The organism is Xanthomonas translucens pv. undulosa (genome assembly GCF_017301775.1).
Lineage (GTDB): Bacteria > Pseudomonadota > Gammaproteobacteria > Xanthomonadales > Xanthomonadaceae > Xanthomonas_A > Xanthomonas_A translucens.
This window is the reverse complement of record NZ_CP063993.1, coordinates 800,336-821,879: the sequence shown is the minus strand read 5'-3', so window position 1 is coordinate 821,879 and position 21,544 is coordinate 800,336. Positions and strand designations below refer to the sequence as shown.

Genomic DNA, 21,544 nt, shown 5'->3' with positions numbered 1-21,544 from the left:
CCGTCGAGCGAAATGATTCCAGAGAGTTGATGATGACCACCCCTGCGCTACTGCCCCTGACCGCCGTCGACCTACCGCCCCTGCTCCCCGAGCTGGTGCTGACCGCCGGCGCCTTCGCCCTGCTGATGCTCGATCTGTTCGTCAGCGAGCGCAACAAGGTCTGGACCCATATCGTCTCGGTGGCGATCCTGGTCGCGGTGTTCGCGATGCTGCTCGCCGGCGTGGGCGGGCAGGGCGAAGTGTTCAACGGCATGTTCGTGCGCGACGCCGCCGCCGACGTGATGAAGACGGTGATCGTCGGACTCAGCGCGCTGACCCTGATCTACGGCTGGAGCTACCTGCGCGAACGCAAGCTGTACCAGGGCGAGATCCCGGTGCTGGTGCTGTTCGCCACGGTCGGCATGATGATCCTGGTCTCGGCCGGCAGCCTGCTGATGGTGTACCTGGGCCTGGAACTGCTGGCGCTGTGCTCGTACGCGTTGGTCGCGTCGAACCGCGACAACGGCATGGCCACGGAGGCGGCGATGAAGTACATCGTGCTCGGCTCGCTGGCCTCGGGCCTGCTGCTGTACGGCATGTCGCTGATCTACGGCGCCACCGGCACGCTGAGCCTGGCCGGCATCCATGAGGCGATCGGGTCCACCCAGGAGCGCACCCTGCTGCTGACCGGCACCATCTTCATGATCGCCGGCGTGGCCTTCAAGCTCGGCGCCGCGCCCTTCCATATGTGGCTGCCCGACGTATACCAGGGGGCGCCGGCGCCGGTCGCGCTGTTCATCAGCTCGGCATCCAAGCTGGCCGCGTTCGGCATGGCCTACCGGCTACTGGAAGTGGGCGTCGGCCCGCTGGCCGAGCAGTGGCATTGGGTGATCGGCGGGCTGGCGGCGCTGTCGCTGCTGGTCGGCAACCTGATGGCGCTGGCGCAGAGCAACCTCAAGCGCATGCTGGCGTACTCGACCGTCTCGCACATCGGCTTCCTGCTGCTGGGCGTGGCCGGCGGCGGCGAGCGCGGCTATGCGGCAGCGCTGTTCTATGCGATCTGCTATGCGGTGATGTCCACCGCCTCGTTCGGCGCGATCATCGCGATGTCGCGCAAGGGCTTCGAGGCCGAGCACATCGACGACTTCAAGGGCCTGAACGCGCGCAACCCGTGGATGGCGCTGCTGGTGCTGTGCATCATGGCGTCGCTGGCAGGCGTGCCGCCGTTCCTGGGCTTCTGGGCCAAGCTGGCGGTGCTCGGCGCGGTGCTCGCGGTGCCGACCGACAACCTGTGGTGGACCGGCCTGGCGATCCTGTCTGTGCTGTGCGCGGTGATCGGTGCGTTCTACTACCTGCGCGTGATCAAGGTGATGTATTTCGACGAGCCGGTCGGCGAGCCGTTGCCGGCCAACGACGATCGCGTGCTCGGTGTGGTGCTCGGTGTCAATGCGATCGGTTTGCTGGCGCTGGGCCTGGCCTGGAGCCCGCTGATGGCGTGGTGCCAGCGCGCTTTCGCACACCTGGCCTGAGCGCGCGCGAAAGCGCGGTTTTCACGCTGTTTGCAACGACGCCGCCAACGTGGCGGCGTTGTCGTTTGTGCATCGATGGATGCTATCGGTCTTCCGCTTTCGGTCGCTTGCGGTTATCATGTCGCTCGAAGACCGGCGGCATCGCCACCGGGTCGGATGAAAATCAGGGCTTGCAATCATCGCGCTGATTCTTCATAATTCCGCTTCTGCTGCGGGGTGGAGCAGTCTGGCAGCTCGTCGGGCTCATAACCCGAAGGTCGCAGGTTCAAATCCTGCCCCCGCTACCATATTTTTCTACGGCGGCAACCAGTTCACCGGTTGCCTGCGGTAGCGAAATCTGGGCTTTGCGAAGATGCATGTTCCCGTCTTTGCAACCGGAATCCAGCGTGACCGGAGTCGTACCGGACAAGGGGCCCAAAGGGCCCTTCGTCGTTTCCGGGGTCCGGAAAACCGCCAGGACCGAATTTTCTTCATTCAGATGCAAGGCAGGCTGTGAGCGACAAGGCAAACGAAATCGCGAATCTGCTGGGCCCGACCGTGGACGCGTTGGGCCTGGAACTGCTGGGGGCGGAATACCTGCCGGCCCCAGGCTCTGCCACGCTGCGCCTGTATATCGATGTGCCGCTGGCCGAACAGCCCGAGCGCATCGTCAACATCGACGATTGCGAGCGGGTCAGCCGCGAAGTGTCGGCGCAGCTGGACGTGGAAGATCCGATCAGCGGCAACTACACGCTGGAAGTGTCTTCGCCCGGCGTGGACCGTCTGCTGTTCACTGCCGCGCAGTTCGCGCGCCATCAGGGCGAGTCGGCCAAGCTGGTGTTGAAGCTGCCGCAGCAGGGCCGCCGGCGCCTGCAGGGGCGCATCGTCCACGCGGACGTGGACGCCGGCCGCATCGTGTTCGACGTCGACGGCGCCGAACTGGCGGTGGACTTCGACAATATCGACAAGGCACGGATCCTGCCCGACTGGGCGGCGCTGGGCCTGGCGCCGACCAAGCCGGGCAAGACGCCCAAGCCGCCGGGCAAGGTTCCCAAGCCGGCCGGCAAGACCGCAAAATCCAATAAGAAACCATCCAACGAACCGGCGGCCGACAAGGCTGCGCGCGGAGCGAAACAATGAGCAAGGAACTGTTGCTGGTAGTCGACGCGGTCGCCAACGAAAAAGGCGTGCCGCGCGAAGTGATCTTCGACGCGATCGAGGCCGCCCTGGCCTCGGCGGCGAAGAAGCGCTACCCCGATCAGGACGTGCTGACGCGCGTCACCATCGATCACAAGGACGGCAATTACGAAACCTACCGCCGCTGGGAAGTGGTGGCCGACGACGTGGTGATGGAATCGCCGGACCGGCAGATCCGCCTGATGGACGCGGTCGACGAAGCCGAAGGCGTGGACGTCGGCGACTACATCGAAGAGCAGATCGAGAACCCGGATTTCGGGCGCATTGCCGCGCAGGCCGCCAAGCAAGTGATCGTGCAGCGCGTGCGCGAGGCCGAGCGCCAGCAGGTGGTGGACGCGTGGAAGGATCGCATCGGCGAGCTGGTCACCGGCGTGGTCAAGCGCGCCGAGCGCGGCAACATCTATGTCGATCTGGGCGGCAACGCCGAGGCCTTCATTCCCAAGGACAAGGGCATCCCGCGCGACGTGCTGCGCGCCGGCGACCGCGTGCGCGGCTACCTGGCCGAAGTGCGCTCGGAGCCGCGTGGCCCGCAGCTGTTCATCAGCCGTGCCGCGCCGGAATTCATGATCGAGCTGTTCAAGCTGGAAGTGCCGGAAGTGGGCCAGGGCCTGGTCGAGATCAAGGCCTGCGCGCGCGATCCGGGCGACCGCGCCAAGATCGCGGTGCTGGCGCACGACACCCGCACCGATCCGATCGGCGCCTGCATCGGCATGCGCGGTTCGCGCGTGCAGGCGGTGTCCAACGAGCTCAACGGCGAGCGCGTGGACATCGTGCTGTGGAACGACAACCCGGCCAATTTCGTCATCAACGCGATGGCGCCGGCCGAAGTGCAGTCGATCATCGTCGATGAGGAAAAGCACTCGATGGACCTGGCGGTGGCCGAAGACCGGCTGGCGCAGGCGATCGGCAAGGGCGGGCAGAACGTGCGCCTGGCCAGCCGCCTGACCGGTTGGCAGCTCAACGTGATGACCGCCGAGCAGGTCGCGGCCAAGTCCGAGGCCGAGCAGACCGTCGCCCGCCAGCTGTTCATGGACAAGCTGGAAGTGGACGAGGAAATCTCCGCGATCCTGGTCGCCGAGGGCTTCAACTCGGTCGAGGAAATCGCCTACGTGCCGGTCGGCGAGTTGCTGGCGGTGGAAGGCTTCGACGAGGACATCGTCGAAGAGCTGCGCGCCCGCGCGCGCGATGCGTTGCTCAACGAGGCGCTGGCCGCCGAGGAAAGCGACGACAGCGGCGTGCCGGCGGCGGATTTGCTTTCGCTGGAAGGCATGGACGAGGCCACCGCCTACGCGCTGGCCAGCCATGGCGTGCGGACCAGCGAGGACCTGTCGGATCTGGCTGCGGACGAAATCCTCGAATTCGGCATCGAGGATGTGGACCAGGAGCGCGCCGCTGCGCTCATCCTGGCAGCCCGTGCCGAGGAGATCGCCCGATTGGAACGCGGCGAATGAGTCAGCGATGAATGCCGCCCTGAACCGATCAGGGCTTAGAATCCGCGCTACCTTCGCACGCGAGGGGGCGCCAACCAGATCATAGGATCCGAATGTCGCAGCAAACCACCATCCGCAAGCTGGCCGAACTGGTGAATACGCCGGTCGATAAACTGCTGGTTCAACTGGCCGAGGCCGGAATGAAGTTCAGCGGTCCTGATCAGGTCGTGACCAGCACCGAAAAGATGAAGCTGCTCGGCTTCCTGCGCCGTACCCACGGCAAGACCGACAAGCCGGTCGAGGAAGAAGCCCAGGCCGCGCCGAAGAAGATCACCCTGAACCGGCGCAAGCTGCAGGAAGTGACGGTCAGCGCCGGTCGCAGCAAGACCACGGTCAACGTCGAAGTCCGGCAGAAGCGTACCTACGTGAAGACGGCCGAGGATCTGGCTGCCGAGCGGGCGGGTATGGCGTCGGGCGGACGGGTGGATGACGAGCGCGCCGAGATCCTGCGCAAGCTTGAAGCCTCCAAGCAGCGCAATCTGGCCGAACAGCAGAAGCTCGCCGAGCAGGACCGTGCGCGCGCCGAGGAAATCCAGCGCAAGCGCCAGGCCGAGCAGGATGCGCGCGACCGCGTGGAAGCCGAGCGCAAGGCCGCGTTGGAAGCCGAGTCGGCGCCGCCGGCCGCGGCCGCCACGCCTGTGTCCGCTGCGACACCGAATGCCGGTACCGGCGCCGCCGCCGCGCCGCGCGCGCCGCGTCCGGCCAGCGCGCCGCACCATCCGCCGAAGCCGGCCGCGCCGCGTAGCGACGACCGCAACAACACCGGCAACAAGCACAAGACCCGTGGCTCGCATGTGATGGTGGCCGGCGTCGAGGACGACGACAGCACCAGCCGCTTCGCCGGCCAGCTGCACCTGTCCGCCGCCGATCGCGCGCGCCGTTCCAACGTGCGCGGCAAGCCGCGCGGCGGCAACAATGGCGGCCGTCGCCAGCCCGAGCCCTCGCGCAGCGGCGGCGGCGCGCATGGCTTCGAGCGTCCGACCGCACCGGTGGTGCGCGAAGTGGCGATCGGCGACACCATCACCGTGGCCGACCTGGCGCAGAAGCTCGCGCTGAAAGGCGGCGACGTGGTCAAGGCGCTGTTCAAGATGGGCGTGATGGCCACCATCACTCAGTCCATCGACCACGACACCGCGGCGCTGATCACCGAAGAGCTCGGCCACAAGCCGGTGCGCGCGGGTAGTGCCGACGCCGAGGACGCGCTGCTAGCGCATACCGAGGACGAGCAGGGCGAGAAGCGCTCGCGTCCGCCGGTGGTCACCATCATGGGCCACGTCGATCACGGCAAGACTTCGTTGCTGGACTACATCCGTCGCACCAAGGTCGCCTCGGGCGAAGCCGGCGGCATCACCCAGCACATCGGCGCGTACCACGTCGAAACCGATCGCGGCGTCATCAGCTTTCTGGATACCCCAGGCCATGCGGCCTTCACCTCGATGCGCGCGCGCGGCGCCAAGCTGACCGACATCGTGGTGCTGGTGGTGGCGGCCGACGACGGCGTGATGCCGCAGACGATCGAGGCGGTCAAGCACGCCAGGGCGGCCGGCGTGCCGCTGATCGTGGCGGTCAACAAGATCGACAAGTCCGGTGCCGATCCGCTGCGGGTCAAGAACGAACTGCTCTCGCAGGACGTGGTCGCCGAAGAATTCGGTGGCGACACCCAGTTCGTCGAAGTCTCTGCCAAGACCGGCACGGGCATCGACACGCTGCTCGACGCCATTTCGCTGCAGGCCGAAGTGCTGGAACTGAAGGCGGTGTTCGACGGCCGCGCCAGCGGCGTGGTGATCGAATCCTCACTGGACAAGGGCCGCGGCCCGGTGGCGACGGTGCTGGTGCAGCAGGGCAGCCTGAAGCGCGGCGACTACCTGGTGTGCGGCGTGCAGTACGGCCGCGTGCGTGCGCTGTTCGACGAGACCGGCGGGCAGCCGGCCGAGGCGGGTCCGTCGATCCCGGTGCAGGTGCTGGGTCTGTCCGGCGTGCCGGATGCCGGCGACGACTTCGTTGTGGTCGACGACGAGCGCCTGGCCAAGGACGTGGCGCAGCAGCGCGAAACCAAGCGCCGCGAGTCGCGCCTGGTGTCCTCGGCGGGCAGCCGCATGGAAGACATCATGTCGCAGCTCGGCAAGGGCGAAGGCCAGCTGTCGCTGAACCTGGTGATCAAGGCCGACGTGCAGGGTTCGGTGGAAGCGCTGAAGCAGTCGCTGGTGGCGCTGTCCAACGAGCAGATCCGCATCAACGTGATCCACTCCGGCGTCGGCGGCATCACCGAGTCCGATGCGAACTCGGCGCTGGCCTCCAAGGCCACGGTGATCGGCTTCAATGTGCGTGCGGACGCTTCGGCGCGGCGCATCATCGAAACCAACGGCGTGGACCTGCGTTACTTCTCGATCATCTACGATGTGATCGACCAGGTGAAGCAGGTGGCGTCCGGTCTGCTCGGCGTGGAAATCCGCGAAGAGATCATCGGTACCGCCCAGGTGCGCGACGTGTTCCGCAGCTCCAAGTTCGGCGCGGTCGCCGGCTGCATGGTTATCGAGGGCGTGGTCAAGCGCAACAAGCCGATCCGCGTGCTGCGCGACAACACCGTGGTGTTCGAAGGCGAGCTGGAATCGCTGCGTCGCTTCAAGGAGAACGTCGACGAGGTGCGCAACGGCACCGAGTGCGGCATCGGCGTGAAGGCCTACAACGACGTCAAGCCGGGCGACCAGATCGAGTGCTTCGAGCGCATCGAAGTGCAGCGCACATTGTGATGTAGCCGGGACTCGGGTTCCGGGACTCGGAAAAGCAAGAGCTGTCGCTTTCGCTTTTCCGAGTCCCGAGTCCCGAGTCCCGAGTCCCGCATAAAGAGATCCCGGACCATGGCCACAAAATCCTTCCACCGCACCGATCGCGTTTCCGCGCAGATTCGCCGCGACCTGGGCACCATCGTGCATTCGGCCGTGCGCGATCATGGCCTGCCGTCGGTCAGCGTGTCCGACGTCGAGGTCACCCGCGACCTGGCCCATGCCAAGGTGTTCGTCACCGCGCTGCTGCCCGAGCGCTCGGTCGAAGCGGTCAAGGGCCTGAAAGAGCTGGCGCCGCAACTGCGCAGCGAGCTGGCGCGGGCGATGAAGCTGCGCCACGTGCCCGAACTGCATTTCCACTACGACGATTCGGTCGATCGCGGCGAGCGCATCGACACCCTGCTGCGCGACATGCCGGAACTGCAGAACATCGAAGACGATAACGGCGACAGCGAACCGGCTCCGTCCAAGGACTGAGCGGTTGTCCGATGCGCGAGCATCGGCGGCATGCCGGCCGCATCGGCGAACGGCAAGCAGGCTGCATTGATGGCGGTGCTCCTGCGTCGTCGCCTGCCGTCATTGCATCCGCTCCCCGCTGCCGTTCCGCAGCCATTTCCCAAGTCCGGCTTGCACTATCGCAGGCCTCACCGTCCGACGCCGGATTCGGCTTTTCCGAGTCCCGAGTCCCGAGTCCCCGGTCCCGATCCCTCCATGCCCGTCTTCGGCCCCCGACTGCCCCGCATTTCCTTCCGCCGCCTCGACGGCATCGTGCTGCTCGACAAGCCGGCCGGCATGAGTTCCAACGCGGCGCTGCAGGCGGCGCGGCGGCTGTTCCGTGCCGAGAAGGGCGGCCATACCGGCAGCCTGGATCCGCTGGCCACCGGCCTGCTGCCGCTATGCTTCGGCGAGGCGACCAAGCTGGCCGGGCTGCTGCTGGGATCGGCCAAGGCCTATGAAGCCGAGATCGTGCTCGGGGTGAGCACCGACAGCGACGATGCCGACGGCGCGGTGCTGCGCACCCGCCCGGTGCCGCCGATCGATGCGGCGACCCTGCAGGCGGCGCTGGCGCCGCTGCGCGGACGCATCCGCCAGCGCGCGCCGATCTATTCGGCACTGAAGCAGGGTGGCGAGCCGCTGTACGCCAAGGCGCGCCGGGGCGAGGCGATCGAGGCGCCGGAGCGCGAAGTCGAGGTCCACGCCATCGACGTGCTCGCCCACGAGGGCGAGCGCCTGCGCCTGCACGTTGCCTGCGGCTCCGGCACCTATATCCGCAGCCTGGCCCGCGACCTGGGCGAGGCGCTGGGCTGCGGCGCGCATATCGCCGGGCTGCGGCGCCTGTGGGTGGAGCCGTTCCGGCAACCGCAGATGGTGACCCTGGAGCGGCTGCAGCAGCTGGCCGCGCAGGAGCCGCAGGCCTTGGAAGCGCTGCTGCTGCCGCTGGCCGCCGGCCTGGTCGACTTCCCGCCGTTGCGCCTGGACCCTGCTGCGGCGCAGCGTTTCCGCATGGGCCAGCGCCTGCGCGATGCCGCCTGGGCGCCGGGCGCGGTCGCAGTGTTCGGCGACGACGGCCTGCCGCTGGGGCTGGGTCAGGTCGATACCGGCGGGCTGCTGGCGCCGCAGCGCATGTTCAACCTCTGATCCGCGGCCTGCCGCGCGGCCCGGCGCGGGCCGTCATGTCGCCGGCCTGGCCGTGACGCGGCGTTAACACCTTGTTCGTCCGGGCTGGGGCCGGTACAATTCGGCGGCCTTTACGGCAACCCTGCGCTCCGGCGCAATCCTTCGCAATCGGCGAGCCAGGCGGTGCGTCTCATCAGCACGTTCCTGCCGGCCCCGCATCTCAAGAGAAAACACCGCATGTCCATCGACACCCAGAAAGTCATCGAAGAAAACAAGCGCGGCGCCGCCGATACCGGCTCCCCGGAAGTGCAGGTCGCCCTGCTGACCGCGCGCATCGAGCTGCTGACCGGTCACTTCAAGACCCACAAGAAGGACCACCACAGCCGCCGCGGCCTGCTGCAGATGGTCAACCGCCGCCGCAGCCTGCTCGACTACCTGAAGAAGAAGGATGGCGAGCGCTACAAGGCGCTGATCGAGAAGCTCGGCCTGCGTCGCTGAGGCAACGAACCCTACCGCGGCGCAGTGATGCGCCGCGGTTTTGTTTTGGGTAGTACCGTGGCCCGGGGAATGCTCCGCGCCGCCGGCCGGATCCTCCCGGCCACCCGCCAGCGGCATGGGCCGTCAGCGGTCCATTCGAAGACAGCATCATCCAAGGAAACCCCGTGGCAAAAATCACCAAAACCTTCCAGTACGGCAAGCACACCGTCACCCTCGAAACCGGCGAGATCGCCCGCCAGGCCGGCGGTGCCGTCATCGTCAAGATGGACGACACCGTACTGCTGGTCACCGCCGTCGCCGCCAAGAGCGCGCGCGAAGGTCAGGACTTCTTCCCGCTGACGGTCGACTATCAGGAGAAGTTCTACGCCGGCGGCCGCATCCCCGGCGGCTTCTTCAAGCGCGAGGGTCGTGCGACCGAGAAGGAGACGCTGATTTCGCGTCTGATCGACCGTCCGATCCGTCCGCTGTTCCCGGAGGACTACAAGAACGAAGTGCAGATCATCGCCACGGTGATGTCGATGAACCCGGACATCGACGGCGACATCGCCGCGCTGATCGGCGCCTCGGCCGCACTGTCGCTGGCCGGCACCCCGTTCAACGGCCCGATCGGCGCCGCCAAGGTCGGTTACAAGAACGGCGAGTACATCCTCAACCCGACCATCACCGAGCTGAAGGATTCGCAGCTGGAGCTGGTCGTGGCCGGTACCGCCAACGCGGTGCTGATGGTCGAGTCCGAAGCGGCGCTGTTGTCCGAAGAAGTGATGCTGGGCGCGGTCACCTTCGGCCATCGCGAGATGCAGAAGGTCATCAACATCATCAACGAGCTGACCGTCGAAGCCGGCACCAAGCCGTCGGACTGGGTCGCCCCGGCGAAGAACGAAGGCATGATTGCGGCGCTGAAGGAAGCGGTCGGCGATCAGCTGGCTTCTGCCTTCCAGGTGCGCGACAAGCTGCAGCGTCGCGACGCGATCTCGGCGATCAAGAAGGACGTGCTGGCGCAGCTGACGCCGCGCGCGGCCGTCGAAGGCTGGGTCGTCGCCGACCTGTCCAAGGAATTCGGCGAGCTGGAATACCAGACCATGCGCGGTTCGGTGCTGAGCACCAAGGTGCGCATCGACGGCCGTGCGCTGGACACGGTGCGTCCGATCAGCGTCAAGGCCGGCGTGCTGCCGCGTACCCACGGCTCGGCGCTGTTCACCCGCGGCGAGACCCAGGCGATCGTCATCACCACGCTGGGCACCGCCCGCGACGGCCAGGTGATCGATGCGGTCAGCGGCGAGTACAAGGAAAATTTCCTGTTCCATTACAACTTCCCCCCCTACTCGGTGGGCGAGTGCGGCCGCTTCGGCGCGCCGAAGCGTCGCGAGATCGGCCACGGCCGCCTCGCCAAGCGTGGCGTGCTGGCGGTGATGCCGAGCATGGAAGAGTTCCCGTACACGATCCGCGTGGTCTCGGAAATCACCGAGTCCAACGGTTCCTCGTCGATGGCGTCGGTGTGCGGCAGCTCGCTGGCGCTGATGGACGCCGGCGTGCCGATCAAGGCGCCGGTCGCGGGCATCGCGATGGGCCTGGTCAAGGAAGGCGAGGACTTCGTGGTGCTGTCGGACATCCTGGGCGATGAAGATCACCTGGGCGACATGGACTTCAAGGTCGCCGGTACCGCCGAAGGCGTGTCCGCGCTGCAGATGGACATCAAGATCGAAGGCATCACCGAAGAGATCATGAAGCAGGCCCTGGCGCAGGCCAAGGCCGGCCGCCTGCACATCCTCGGCGAGATGGCCAGCGCGCTGACCACCCCGCGTTCGGAGCTGAGCGACTACGCGCCGCGCCTGCTGACGATCAAGATCCACCCGGACAAGATCCGCGAAGTGATCGGCAAGGGCGGCTCGACCATCCAGGCGATCACCAAGGAAACCGGCACCCAGATCGACATCCAGGACGACGGCACCATCATCATCGCCTCGGTCAACGCGATCGCTGCGCAGGCCGCCAAGGCGCGCATCGAGCAGATCACCTCGGACGTGGAGCCGGGCCGCATCTACGAAGGCAAGGTCGCCAAGATCATGGACTTCGGTGCGTTCGTCACCATCCTGCCGGGCAAGGACGGCCTGGTGCACGTGTCGCAGATCTCCAGCGACCGCGTGGAGAAGGTCAGCGACGTGCTGAAGGAAGGCGATCTGGTCAAGGTCAAGGTGCTGGAAGTCGACAAGCAGGGCCGTATCCGCCTGTCGATGAAGGCCGTGGAAGAAGGCGAGGGCGTGACGGCCGAATAAGCCGTCGGCGTCCAGCGTCCCAGCAAGAAAAAAGCGGGCTTCGGCCCGCTTTTTTCTTGCGCGGCGTTTGCGCGCGATGCGCTCCGCGCGCGGTCGGAATGCCGCATGCCGCGATCCCCACGATCCCCTTGTAGGAGCGGCTTCAGCCGCGACAACTTTCGAAGCCGGAAGGCCTGCCGCTACGCTCGTCGCGACTGAAGTCGCTCCCACAAGGGCATCCGCAGCGCAGTCGAGCTACGAGGTCTTTTGTGGGAGGGACTTCAGTCCCGACTGCATGACCGTTCAGGCAATTCACCACTTCGCCGGTCGCGGCTGACAGTTGCTCCTACAAGATCGATCCAGATGTTCTAACGAGGGACTCAGTCCGCCTCGTCGCCGATCGCCGGATAGCGCGCCAGGTGCGCCGACAGCGGCCCCGGATGGGCCAGCTGGTAGCCTTGGCCGTAGCGCGCGCCCAGCGCCTGCAGTGTGGCCAGTTCGCTTTCGGTCTCGATGCCTTCCACGATCACGCTGGCGTTGGTTTCGGCTGCGAAGGATAGGATCGCCAGCGCCAGTCGCTGGCGCCGCGGTTCGACATCGATGCCGCGGGTCAGGGTCAGGTCCAGCTTGATGATGTCCGGCGACAGGTGCAGCAGGTGGCGCAGGCTGGCGAAGCCGGTGCCGGCGTCGTCCAGCGCGATGCGCAGGCCCTGCCGCTGCAGCGCGCCGATATGCTCGGACAGGCGCGGGTAGTCCGGCGCCTGCAAGTGCTCGGTGATCTCCAGCACCACCCGCGACAGGTCGTGGCCATGCAGCAACTCCTCCAGCTGCGGGTGCAGCAGGGTCAGCGCGGAGACGTTGATCGCCAGGTACAGCGGCGCCGGCAGCTGGGCCAGCAACGGCAGTGCCTTGCGCGCCGCGGCCAGCTCCAGTTCCAGCGCCAGCCCGACCTTGCTCGCGTCGTCGAACCAGCGCGACGGCGCCAGGCCGGGGTTGGACGGGAATCGCGACAACGCCTCCACGCCGACGATGCGTTGCGTTGACAGCGCCAGCACCGGCTGGGTCACGATCTGCAGGCGTTCGTTGGCGATGACCTCGCGGATCCGCGTGGCGATTGCCGCCTTCTCGCGGAACGCGTGTTTCTCTGCGTTCTGGTGGCGCGCGATGTCGGTCTGCAGCGCGGCGCGGTCCATCGCCAGCGCCAGGGTCGCACCGACCAGGGTCGCCAGCATCTCCAGCGTGCGCACGTCCTGCGCGGTGTAGCTGCAGGGGTAGGGCGACATCACCTTGAGTACGCCGATGCCACGATCGCCATAGCGGAGCGGCACCACCAGCATCGAGCGCAGGCCGACCTTGCGGCAGGCCTCCAGATTGACCCGCGGGTCCTGTTCCGAATCGTCGCACTGCAGCACCTGGCCGCTGCGCATGCATAGCCCGGACAGGCTGCAGGCGCTGGGCAGGCGCAGGCCAAGGTGCTGTTCGGCGCTGCCGCTCGCCGACCAGTACAGCATGTCGTTGCCGTCGCGCATCTCCACCACCGCGCCGTTGGAGCGGGTCAGCTCCTGCGCGCGGCGGGTCACCACATCGACCACCTGCAGCGGATCGCTGCCGGCGGCGGCGATCTCGCCCTGGGCCAGGATGATCCGCGACAGCAGCAGCGCATCCTCGCTCATCGTCGAGACAACCGGGCCGGACTCGGCAGTGGCATCGGCAGGGCGCTGGACCCAGTCCGAAACGTCGGATTCCTTGGTCATGCCTGGATCATGCGCCGATGTTTCGGCGCAGGGCAATCGCAATGCGCCGGAGTTGCGCTAGCGGAGCACGGAATTGCAGCGCGCATCACGCTGCGCCACTGCATGCCGGAGCGCAGCGTTCAAACGGCCGCGCTGCCCTTGCGCGGTTTGCCGTACAGGATGCGCAGCTCGTCCTTGGCCTGCTCCAGCACTTCGCGGCGCTGCGCCGGCAACTGCTTGCCTGCGCGATTGATGTAGAACGTCAGCATCGACATCGCCGAGCGGTAGGGACCGGTGCGGCGCCGCGCGCTCTTGTCGGCGGAGTGCTTGAGCGAACGGGCGATGGACACCGGGTCGTCGCGTTCGAACACGCTGGGCGTGAGTTCTTGCGTATCGCTGCTTTCGTTCACGGGTTGGATCCAGCGGGTGTTAGAACCGTTCGAGCTGCTGTCTGCCACTGCTGATGCTCCTTGGCTAGTGAAAAAGGCGGAGATGAAGTCACTGCAAAATCGCCGCCGCGCCGATGGCGGGCGGATGGCTTAGGGCAAGCGATGCGCCAGCGTCCGCGCCGCGCCGGTGCGAGCCGCTGCAGCGTGCGAAGGACGCGGAAATGCGCTGCATTGCGCGATCGCCAGCGTGGCCCGCGCGTGCGTTGCGTAATGCCGCCGCATGCGCGCAGCCATGTACCGCGACTGGGTTGATGTGTCGGCATCGATGCTGTTGTTCGATCATGCTGCCGTGCTGCATGCAAGGCTCCCCGAAGCGAATTCCACGTCCATGGCGCTAACGCTAAATGCGCGGGCGTGACGGCCTCGACAACATAGCCGCGCATCTTGGTGTGTGTGGTAGACAGTGCGTATTCACTGAATCATTAACCGGAAAACCCCTTGAAAACAGCTGCGCCACGCGTGCTCGCTTGATCTGTGTTGGTAACGTCACCATCTTTTTTTGTGCGCGCTTGACTCGGTTGTCGTGCCAGTGACAGTCGGAACATTCGGTCTTTTCTCCCGCAGTGCATTCGATCGCGACGCTGCGTTGCAGGAGACCGCATGTCATTCGTGCAAGCACGCTTCCATCCTGCCGTCGCCCGCTGGTTCGAGCGCCGTTTTGCCGCGCCGACGCCGGCGCAATTGGCTGCATGGCCGGCGATCCAGGCCGGGCGGCACACCTTGGTGGCGGCGCCGACCGGTTCCGGCAAGACCCTGACCGCGTTTCTCGCTGCGCTGCTGCGTGAAGGCCTGCGCGATGGCGGACTCGCCGACCGCACCCAGGTGCTGTATGTGTCGCCGCTGAAAGCGCTTTCGAACGATATCCGGCTCAATCTCCAGGCGCCGCTGGCCGGCATCCGCGCCGAGCTGGCCGCGCTCGGTCTGCCCGATGTGGAGATCCGCACCGCGGTGCGCACCGGCGACACGCCGCCGCACGTGCTGGTGACCACGCCCGAGTCGCTGTACGTGCTGCTCGGGTCGGTGTCGTGTCGTGTTGCGATGCGCTGCGCCACGTGCGCACGGTGATCGTCGACGAGATCTACGCGCTGGCCGCGAACACGCGCGGCAGCCGCTTGGCGCTGTCGCTGCAGCGGCTGCAGCAGCTATGCGCGGCGCAGCCGTTGCGCATCGGCCTGTCAGCGACGCAGAAGCCGATCGGCGCGATCGTGCGCTTCCTGGTCGGCAGCGCTGCGGTGCAGGCGGTGCAGCCCGATTGCGCGATCGTCGACATCGGCTATGCGCGTGCCCGCGACCTGGCGCTGGAAGTGCCGCCGACGCCGCTCAGCGTGAGCATGTGCAACGACCAGTGGCAGCAGATGTACGCGCGCCTGGCCGAGCTGGTGCGCGCGCATCGCACCACGCTGGTGTTCGTCAACACCCGGCGCATGGCCGAACGCACCGCGCGGCATGTCGGCGAACTGCTCGGCAACGATGCAGTGGCGGCGCACCACGGCAGCCTGGCGCGCGAGGCGCGGCTGCTCGCCGAGCAGCGGCTCAAAGCCGGCCAGTTGCAGGTGCTCGTCGCCACCGCATCGCTGGAACTGGGTTTGGACATCGGCGATGTGGATCTGGTGTGCCAGCTCGGCTCGCCGCGTTCGATCGCCAGTTTCCTGCAGCGCGCCGAACGTTCCTGGCATGCCGTCGGCGGCACGCCGAAGGCGCGGCTGTTTCCGCAGTCGCGCGACGACCTGGTCGAATGCGCGGCCTTGCTCGACTGCGTGCGCCACAGCGAACTGGACGCGCTGCGCATCCTCGACGCGCCGTTGGACGTGTTGGCGCAGCAACTGGTCGCCGAGGTGGCGTGCCAGGAATGGGACGAGGACGCGCTGTACACGCTGCTGCGCGGCGCCTGGCTGTACGCGACGCTGCTGCGCGAGCGCTTGCGGATGCTGAGCGACGGCTTCAGCACCAGGCTGGGGCCGCGTGCCGGCTATCTGCATCGCGACGCGGTGCATCGCCGCGGCGCGCGTATGGCGGCGCTGACCTCCGGCGGCACCATTCCCGAGACCGGCGATTACAGCGTGCTGCTGGAACCGCAGGCCGAAGCCATCGGCACGGTCAACGAAGACTTCGCGGTGGAGAGCCTCAGCGGCGACGTGTTCCAGCTCGGCAACGCCAGCTATCGCATCCTGCGCGTGGAGCCGGGGCGGGTGCGGGTGGAAGACGCGCGGGGCGCGCCGCCGAACATCCCGTTCTGGCTCGGCGAAGCGCCCGGGCGCAGCGACGAACTGTCGGCTGGCGTGTCGCGGCTGCGCGCGCAGCTGGAGCGGTGCCTGGAGCAGGGCGGTGCGGCGCAGGCGCAGGCCTGGCTGCACCGGGAACTGGCGCTGGACACGGCCGCTGCGCAGCAGCTGGTGGACTATCTGGGCCGCGCACGCACTGCGCTGGACGCGCGGCCGTACGCGTTCCTCGACGATGCGCCGCTGGAAGAGCGCCGTACCCAGGCCGTGCACAGCCGCCGCTACCAGGGTCCGGACAGCGCCGACGACCTCGGACGGCTCGATCCGGACGCGATCGCATCGGTATTCGAGGACGCCTGGCCGCAGCCGCGCAGCCGCGACAAGATGCACGAGGCGCTGGTCGCGCTCGGCGTGCTGACCGACCGCGAGGCCGCCGCACACCCGGCCTGGCCGCACTGGCTGGCCGAGCTGGCCGCCGATGCGCGTGCCACCCGCTTGCAGGGCAACGGCGGCGACGGCGTCGCCCTGTGGGTCGCGGCCGAGTCGCTGGCGCTGATCGCGCCGCTGTATCCGCAGGCTACCGCGCAGCCGCGCATCGCGCTGCTCGCGTTGCAGCAGGACGGCTACATCCTGACCGGCCGCTTCACTCCCGAGGCCGGCGCCGACGAGTGGTGCGAGCGCCATCTGCTGGCGCACATCCATCGCTACACGCTGGGTCGGCTGCGCCGCGAGATCGAACCGGTGGCGCTACGCGATTACGCGCGCTTCCTGTTCCGCTGGCGGCACCTGGATGGCGAAGGCTGCGTCGCCTGCGCGGAGGCGCTGGCCAGCGTACTGGCGCAGCTGGAGGGCTTCGAGGCGCCGGCGGCGCTGTGGGAAGCCGATCTGCTGCCGACGCGGGTGCGCGACTACGCGCCGGCCTGGCTGGACGAACTGTGCAGCGCCGGACGCACGCTGTGGACGCGCCTGCGCCCGGCAGCGGCCAGTGCGGTCGGCACGGGGTCGCTGCGTAGCACGCCGATCATGCTGCTGCCGCGGCGCCGCGCCGCGCAGTGGTCGCGCCTGGCGCCTGCGGCGGTCGAGCCGGGCACGCTCGGTTCGCGCGCGCAAAAGGTCGCCGATTACCTGGGGACGCACGGCACCTCGTTCTTCGACGCGATCGCCGATGCGACGCGGCTGCTGTCCACCGAACTGGAAGAGGCGTTGGCCGAGTTGGTCGCCGCAGGCCGCATCCACTGCGACAGCTACGCCGGCCTGCGCGCGTTGCTGGTGCCGGCATCGAAGCGGTCGTCGGCACTGGCGCGGCGCCGGCGCCGGGTGCCGCTGTACGGCATCCAGGATGCGGGGCGCTGGGCGCTGTTGCGCTTTGCTGCGGATGCCGGCGACGCCGCGGCGCACGGCGAGTCGCTCGAACACCTGGCGCGAACCCTGCCGCGCCGTTACGGCGTGATCTGCTGGCGCCTGCTCGAACGCGAGGCAGCGTGGCTACCGCCGTGGTGCGAGCTGCTGCGCGTCTATCAGCGGCTGGAGGCGCGTGGCGAGATCCGCGGCGGGCGCTTCATCGGTGGCCTGTCGGGCGAGCAGTTCGCCTTGCCCGAAGCGATCGGCCTGCTGCGCCAGGTGCGGCGGCAGCCGCACGACGGCGCCTGGCTGTGCGTGGCCGCCGCCGATCCGGCCAACCTGCTCGGCAGCGTGCTGCCGGGTAGCCGGGTAGCCGGGTGCCGCGCGTGCCCGGCGCACGGGTGCTGTACCGCGCGGCGTGCCGGTGGCGACCTGGGTTGCCGAGCGTTTCGAGCCGTTGCAGGAATTGAGCGCTGCCGACAGCGCGCTGGCACGGCAGCGACTGACCGAAGCGCCTGCATCCGGCACACGCGATGCGATCGCGGCCATGCTCGCCGGCGTGCGCTGAGGCGCGATGCTCGCCTGCCTCCCTGTTCAGTAACGTATTTCATTCAGAGATCGCAGAGAAACCCTGACCATGGGCAAAGTTTTCACGCTTTGTCTACGGATCGCCTAGGTTTGCATCACGCTTTTGCAGCTGCCCTGCACGGTCCGAACTCGTTTACAGAACAAGTGCAGCATGTGCGCAAAACGCGCCAAGCCGTTTCCTGCAGCTTCCAAAGCCTCTTCCAAAGGCTGTCGAGCGTATTCATCGAATACCCGCACGCCCACGCCTGTGTGCTGAATTCCGCAATTGAGGCATCGATTAAAGGCGACTTCTGCGAGCGCCGATAGCGTTCAGGCAACGGGCGCTACCGCAGCAAGGACATCGCGGCCATACGCACGTTGATGCTCATTCCCGACGACGTCAGGCGGATTGCCACGGGAAGGAGCATCGAGACCGGTCGTGGTGACACGGTCGTTACCAAACAATCGGGGAAACATCATGTTGGGCAATATGAAAATCGGTATCAGGCTGACCTGCGCGTCCCTGATCGTGGCGGCCATCGGCGCGTGCATCGGCGCGATCGGCATCCGCAATTCCGGGCGCATCAACGGCTACGCTACGCAGTTGTACGAGCGCGAGTTGCTCGGCCTGTCGAACATCAAGGAAGCCAACATCAACCTGATCAACGCCGGCCGTGCGCGCGCCAACCTGCAGCTGTCCTCCACCCAGGAGGAGCGCGCCAAGCATCTGGCCAGCCTCGACAAGTACACCGCCAACGTCGTCGATTACGTCGCCAAGGCGCGGGGGTCATTCAGCTCCCCGGAGTCAAAGGCCAAACTGGCGCGTTTCGACAGCGTGTGGAAGGACTACCTGCTGCATCGCGGCCGGTTCGTCGAAAAGGTCGCGCGCGAGCCGCTGCAGCATACCAGCCCGGAACTCATCGACCTGTCCGGCAAGGTGCGCGGCGCTTCCGACGAACTTGATCTGCTGATGAGCGAACTGGCCGCCATCAAGGAAACCCGCGCCGCGGAAGAAAGTGCCGCAACCCATGCAATCCATGTCAGCAGCGCCAGGATGCTGACCGTGATCATCGTCGGCGGCGTGCTGCTCGGGGTCGGTATGGGCTTCTTCATCAGCCGCAGCGTGACCAAGCCGATCGGCAAGGCGGTGGATGTCGCCAATGCGCTGGCCGAGGGCGACCTGAGCGTGCTGATCGAGGTCAAGTCGAAGGACGAGGCGGGACAGTTGCTGTTGGCGATGCAGCGCATGGTCGGCAAGTTGCAGCAGGTGGTCGGCGAGGTCAACGCCAGCGCGCAGACCCTGGCCGGCGCGTCGGAGGAAGTCAATGCGACCGCGCAGTCGCTGAGCCAGGCCTCGACCGAGCAGGCGGCCGGTGTCGAGGAGACCAGCGCCTCGCTGGAGCAGATGACCGCCTCGATCGGGCAGAACACCGACAACGCACGCATCACCGACGGCATGGCTGCGCAGGCTGCCAGGGAAACGGTGGAGGGCGGCGAAGCCGTGGTGACCACCGTGGCGGCGATGAAGCAGATCGCGCAGAAGATCGGCATCATCGACGACATCGCCTACCAGACCAACCTGCTGGCGCTGAATGCGGCGATCGAGGCGGCGCGCGCCGGCGAGCATGGCAAGGGCTTTGCCGTGGTCGCCGCGGAAGTGCGCAAGCTGGCCGAGCGCAGCCAGATCGCCGCGCAGGAAATCGGCGAGGTCGCCGGCTCCAGCGTCGAGCTGGCGGAGAAGGCCGGGCGCCTGCTGGAAACCATCGTGCCCAGCATCAAGAAGACCTCCGATCTGGTGCAGGAAATCGCCGCCGCCTCGCAGGAGCAGGCGTCCGGTGTAGCGCAGATCAATGCCGCGGTGGTGCAGTTGAGCCAGACCACGCAGCACAACGCCACCGCCTCCGAGGAGTTGGCGGCGACCGCCGAAGCAATGAGTGCGCAGGCCATGCAATTGCAGGACAGCATGGCGTTCTTCCAGTTGCCCGGGCTTGCGCGCACCGGCAGCGCACAGATGCGCGAAGGCGATGCGGAAACCTCGGCGCGCCACCCGCGATCGCGTCCGGCAGTGCGCGATCGCATGAGTGCTGCGCGCCGGCCGGGTAGCGCAAAGCCGGACCGCGGCGAGGTGCGGCTGGGTCATGCCTGATGCGCCGCGCGGCGACACCGCGCGGCGCTCGAACGCTTCCCTGCCCCTATAACGTGCATCCCCTTTCGGAGAGAATTCCGTGATCAAAAACACCAAGATATCGACCAAACTCTACGGCGGATTTTCGGTCATTCTGTTGATTCTCGTGGCGCTGGCAGCGGTGGCCTACTACAACGTCACCGCGTTGTCGCAGGCCAACTACTGGAACACGCACACCTACAAAGTGATCGCCGAAGTGGACGGCGCGCTCACCAGCCTGATCAACATCGAGACCGGCACCCGCGGGTTCTCCCTGACCGGCGAAGACGAATTCCTGCAGCCCTACCGGACCGGCCTGGCCGATTTCGAGCAGCACCTGACGAAAGCCCGCGAGTTGACCGTTGACAATGCCAAACAACAGACGCGGCTGAATGCGTTGAAGGAGGCGCAGAAGCAGTGGCTGGGCCAGGCAGTGCACCCGCAGATCGCCTTGCGCCACAACGTCAACGGCGGCGACGCGACGATGGAGGCGCTCGCGGCCGCGGTGCGCTCTTCCAAGGGCAAGGCCTACATGGACGCCATGCGCGATGAGATGGCCGAAGTGCGCCAGGCCGAGAGCGATCTGCTGGCGGCACGTGCGGCCGAGGCCGAGCAACTGCAGCGGCGCACCAGCATCACCTTGATCATCGGCAGCCTGGCCGCGGCGCTGTGCGCGGTGATGATCGGGTTCCTGATCACGCGCTCGCTGATGACCGAACTGGGAGGCGAGCCGGGCATGGTGATGGAAGTGGCCAGGCGCATCGCGCAGGGCGATCTGACCGTGCAGGTGCCGACCCGCGGCAACGACACCAGCAGTGCGATGGTGGCCTTGCAGCTGATGGTCGACCGCTTGGCGGACGTGGTCGGCGACGTCAACAGCAGCGCGCAGTCGCTGGCCGGTTCGTCGGAGGAGGTCAGCGCCACCGCGCAGACCTTGAGCCAGGCGGCCAGCGAACAGGCGGCCGGGGTGGAGGAGACCAGCGCCTCGCTGGAGCAGATGACCGCTTCGATCGCGCAGAACACCGACAACGCCCGGATCACCGAGGGCATGTCCGCGCAGGCGGCCAAGGAAGCCGTCCAGGGCGGTGAAGCGGTGCTGGCCTCGACGCATGCGATGAGGCAGATCGCGCAGAAGATCGGCATCATCGACGACATCGCCTACCAAACCAACCTGCTGGCGCTGAATGCGGCGATCGAGGCCGCGCGCGCCGGCGAGCATGGCAAGGGCTTCGCGGTGGTCGCTGCGGAAGTGCGCAAGCTGGCCGAGCGCAGCCAGGTGGCCGCACAGGAAATCGGCGAGGTGGCGGCCAACAGCGTTGCCCTGGCGGACCGCGCAGGCAACCTGCTGGAGACCATCGTGCCCAGCATCAAGAAGACCTCCGACCTGGTGCAGGAGATTGCCGCCGCGTCCCAGGAGCAGTCCTCCGGCGTGACCCAGATCAATCTGGCGGTGTCGCAGCTGAGCCAGACCACGCAGCAGAACGCCACCGCCTCCGAGCAGCTGGCGGCGACCGCCGAGCAGATGAGTTCGCAGGCCGAGTCGCTGCAGCATGCGATGGCGTTTTTCCGCTTGAACCGCGGCCAGGAGACGTTGCCGTCGCGCGGCGTCGAGCGGCCCCGGACGGGCGTGGTGCGGCCGGCGCGCGCGGCGCCAGGCAAGGCCGCCCGCGCGCGGCCCATGCCGGTCGCCTACGCGAGGGTCGAATCCCCGGACGAAGCGCAATTCGTCAATTTCTAGAGGATGAGC

12 protein-coding genes, 1 tRNA gene and 3 pseudogenes are annotated in these 21,544 nt (G+C 67.2%); 13 read left to right on the top strand and 3 right to left on the bottom strand.

What is annotated here, in order from left to right:
* Nucleotides 1-32 precede the first annotated feature (32 nt).
* From nuoN to pnp, 9 genes are all read left to right on the top strand, one after another.
* Nucleotides 33-1,508 (top strand): NADH-quinone oxidoreductase subunit NuoN, encoded by a 1,476-nt coding sequence (nuoN, locus tag ISN38_RS03305; protein ID WP_003467401.1) that lies wholly within the window; start codon nt 33-35, stop codon nt 1,506-1,508.
* Between the two features lie 210 nt (nt 1,509-1,718).
* Nucleotides 1,719-1,795 (top strand) — tRNA-Met (locus tag ISN38_RS03300).
* 205 nt (nt 1,796-2,000) lie between these two features.
* Entirely contained in the window at nt 2,001-2,627 is a 627-nt protein-coding gene (rimP, locus tag ISN38_RS03295; RefSeq protein ID WP_003467399.1) for a ribosome maturation factor RimP, read from the top strand.
* A complete protein-coding gene (gene nusA, locus ISN38_RS03290) occupies nt 2,624-4,135 on the top strand; it encodes a transcription termination factor NusA (RefSeq protein WP_003467397.1) in 1,512 nt (503 codons plus the stop codon). The genes rimP and nusA overlap by 4 nt, the downstream gene beginning before the upstream one ends.
* 92 nt (nt 4,136-4,227) lie before the next feature.
* Nucleotides 4,228-6,924 carry a translation initiation factor IF-2 gene (gene infB / locus ISN38_RS03285; protein ID WP_003467396.1) on the top strand — a complete coding sequence of 899 codons (2,697 nt, stop codon included), beginning with the start codon at nt 4,228-4,230 and terminating at the stop codon, nt 6,922-6,924.
* A 108-nt stretch (nt 6,925-7,032) separates the two neighbouring features.
* Nucleotides 7,033-7,434 carry a 30S ribosome-binding factor RbfA gene (rbfA, locus tag ISN38_RS03280; RefSeq protein WP_003467395.1) on the top strand — a complete coding sequence of 134 codons (402 nt, stop codon included), beginning with the start codon at nt 7,033-7,035 and terminating at the stop codon, nt 7,432-7,434.
* A 234-nt stretch (nt 7,435-7,668) separates the two neighbouring features.
* Nucleotides 7,669-8,595 carry a tRNA pseudouridine(55) synthase TruB gene (gene truB, locus ISN38_RS03275; protein ID WP_003467394.1) on the top strand — a complete coding sequence of 309 codons (927 nt, stop codon included), beginning with the start codon at nt 7,669-7,671 and terminating at the stop codon, nt 8,593-8,595.
* Between the two features lie 216 nt (nt 8,596-8,811).
* Nucleotides 8,812-9,072 carry a 30S ribosomal protein S15 gene (gene rpsO / locus ISN38_RS03270; RefSeq protein ID WP_003467392.1) on the top strand — a complete coding sequence of 87 codons (261 nt, stop codon included), beginning with the start codon at nt 8,812-8,814 and terminating at the stop codon, nt 9,070-9,072.
* A 164-nt stretch (nt 9,073-9,236) separates the two neighbouring features.
* Complete coding sequence (gene pnp, locus ISN38_RS03265; RefSeq protein ID WP_003467386.1) at nt 9,237-11,345, top strand: polyribonucleotide nucleotidyltransferase; 2,109 nt, start codon at nt 9,237-9,239, stop codon at nt 11,343-11,345.
* A gap of 359 nt (nt 11,346-11,704) precedes the next feature.
* Here pnp and ISN38_RS03260 read toward each other — a convergent pair whose 3' ends face one another.
* The 3 genes from ISN38_RS03260 to ISN38_RS03250 all read right to left on the bottom strand — a co-directional run bounded on the left by ISN38_RS03260 (nt 11,705) and on the right by ISN38_RS03250 (nt 13,789).
* Nucleotides 11,705-13,078 (bottom strand): sensor domain-containing phosphodiesterase, encoded by a 1,374-nt coding sequence (locus ISN38_RS03260; protein WP_058363778.1) that lies wholly within the window; start codon nt 13,076-13,078, stop codon nt 11,705-11,707.
* 119 nt (nt 13,079-13,197) lie between these two features.
* A complete protein-coding gene (locus ISN38_RS03255; RefSeq protein ID WP_003467383.1) occupies nt 13,198-13,467 on the bottom strand; it encodes a DUF3175 domain-containing protein in 270 nt (89 codons plus the stop codon).
* A gap of 88 nt (nt 13,468-13,555) precedes the next feature.
* Nucleotides 13,556-13,789 (bottom strand): hypothetical protein, encoded by a 234-nt coding sequence (locus ISN38_RS03250; RefSeq protein WP_141696004.1) that lies wholly within the window; start codon nt 13,787-13,789, stop codon nt 13,556-13,558.
* A 317-nt stretch (nt 13,790-14,106) separates the two neighbouring features.
* On the opposite strand from ISN38_RS03250, the pseudogene ISN38_RS03245 reads away from it, so the two are divergent.
* The 4 genes and pseudogenes from ISN38_RS03245 to ISN38_RS20760 form a co-directional block, all read left to right on the top strand.
* Nucleotides 14,107-17,960: pseudogene (locus tag ISN38_RS03245) on the top strand (DEAD/DEAH box helicase).
* A gap of 151 nt (nt 17,961-18,111) precedes the next feature.
* Nucleotides 18,112-19,779: a methyl-accepting chemotaxis protein gene (locus tag ISN38_RS03240; RefSeq protein ID WP_206712197.1), complete on the top strand. Its 1,668-nt coding sequence runs from the start codon at nt 18,112-18,114 to the stop codon at nt 19,777-19,779.
* A gap of 79 nt (nt 19,780-19,858) precedes the next feature.
* Nucleotides 19,859-20,344, top strand: a pseudogene (locus tag ISN38_RS20765) (CHASE3 domain-containing protein); the annotation flags it as partial.
* A 291-nt stretch (nt 20,345-20,635) separates the two neighbouring features.
* Nucleotides 20,636-21,535 (top strand): annotated as a pseudogene (locus ISN38_RS20760) (methyl-accepting chemotaxis protein); the annotation flags it as partial.
* Nucleotides 21,536-21,544: the final 9 nt, after the last annotated feature.

Excerpts from the sequence above, each read along its gene's own strand:
- nuoN (WP_003467401.1), top strand. The coding sequence starts at position 33 with ATGACCACCCCTGCGCTACTGCCCCTGACCGCCGTCGACCTACCGCCC.
- nusA (WP_003467397.1), top strand. The coding sequence starts at position 2,624 with ATGAGCAAGGAACTGTTGCTGGTAGTCGACGCGGTCGCCAACGAAAAA.
- infB (WP_003467396.1), top strand. The coding sequence starts at position 4,228 with ATGTCGCAGCAAACCACCATCCGCAAGCTGGCCGAACTGGTGAATACG.
- rbfA (WP_003467395.1), top strand. The coding sequence starts at position 7,033 with ATGGCCACAAAATCCTTCCACCGCACCGATCGCGTTTCCGCGCAGATT.
- truB (WP_003467394.1), top strand. The coding sequence starts at position 7,669 with ATGCCCGTCTTCGGCCCCCGACTGCCCCGCATTTCCTTCCGCCGCCTC.
- rpsO (WP_003467392.1), top strand. The coding sequence starts at position 8,812 with ATGTCCATCGACACCCAGAAAGTCATCGAAGAAAACAAGCGCGGCGCC.
- ISN38_RS03260 (WP_058363778.1), bottom strand. The coding sequence starts at position 13,078 with ATGACCAAGGAATCCGACGTTTCGGACTGGGTCCAGCGCCCTGCCGAT.
- ISN38_RS03250 (WP_141696004.1), bottom strand. The coding sequence starts at position 13,789 with ATGATCGAACAACAGCATCGATGCCGACACATCAACCCAGTCGCGGTA.
- ISN38_RS03240 (WP_206712197.1), top strand. The coding sequence starts at position 18,112 with ATGTTGGGCAATATGAAAATCGGTATCAGGCTGACCTGCGCGTCCCTG.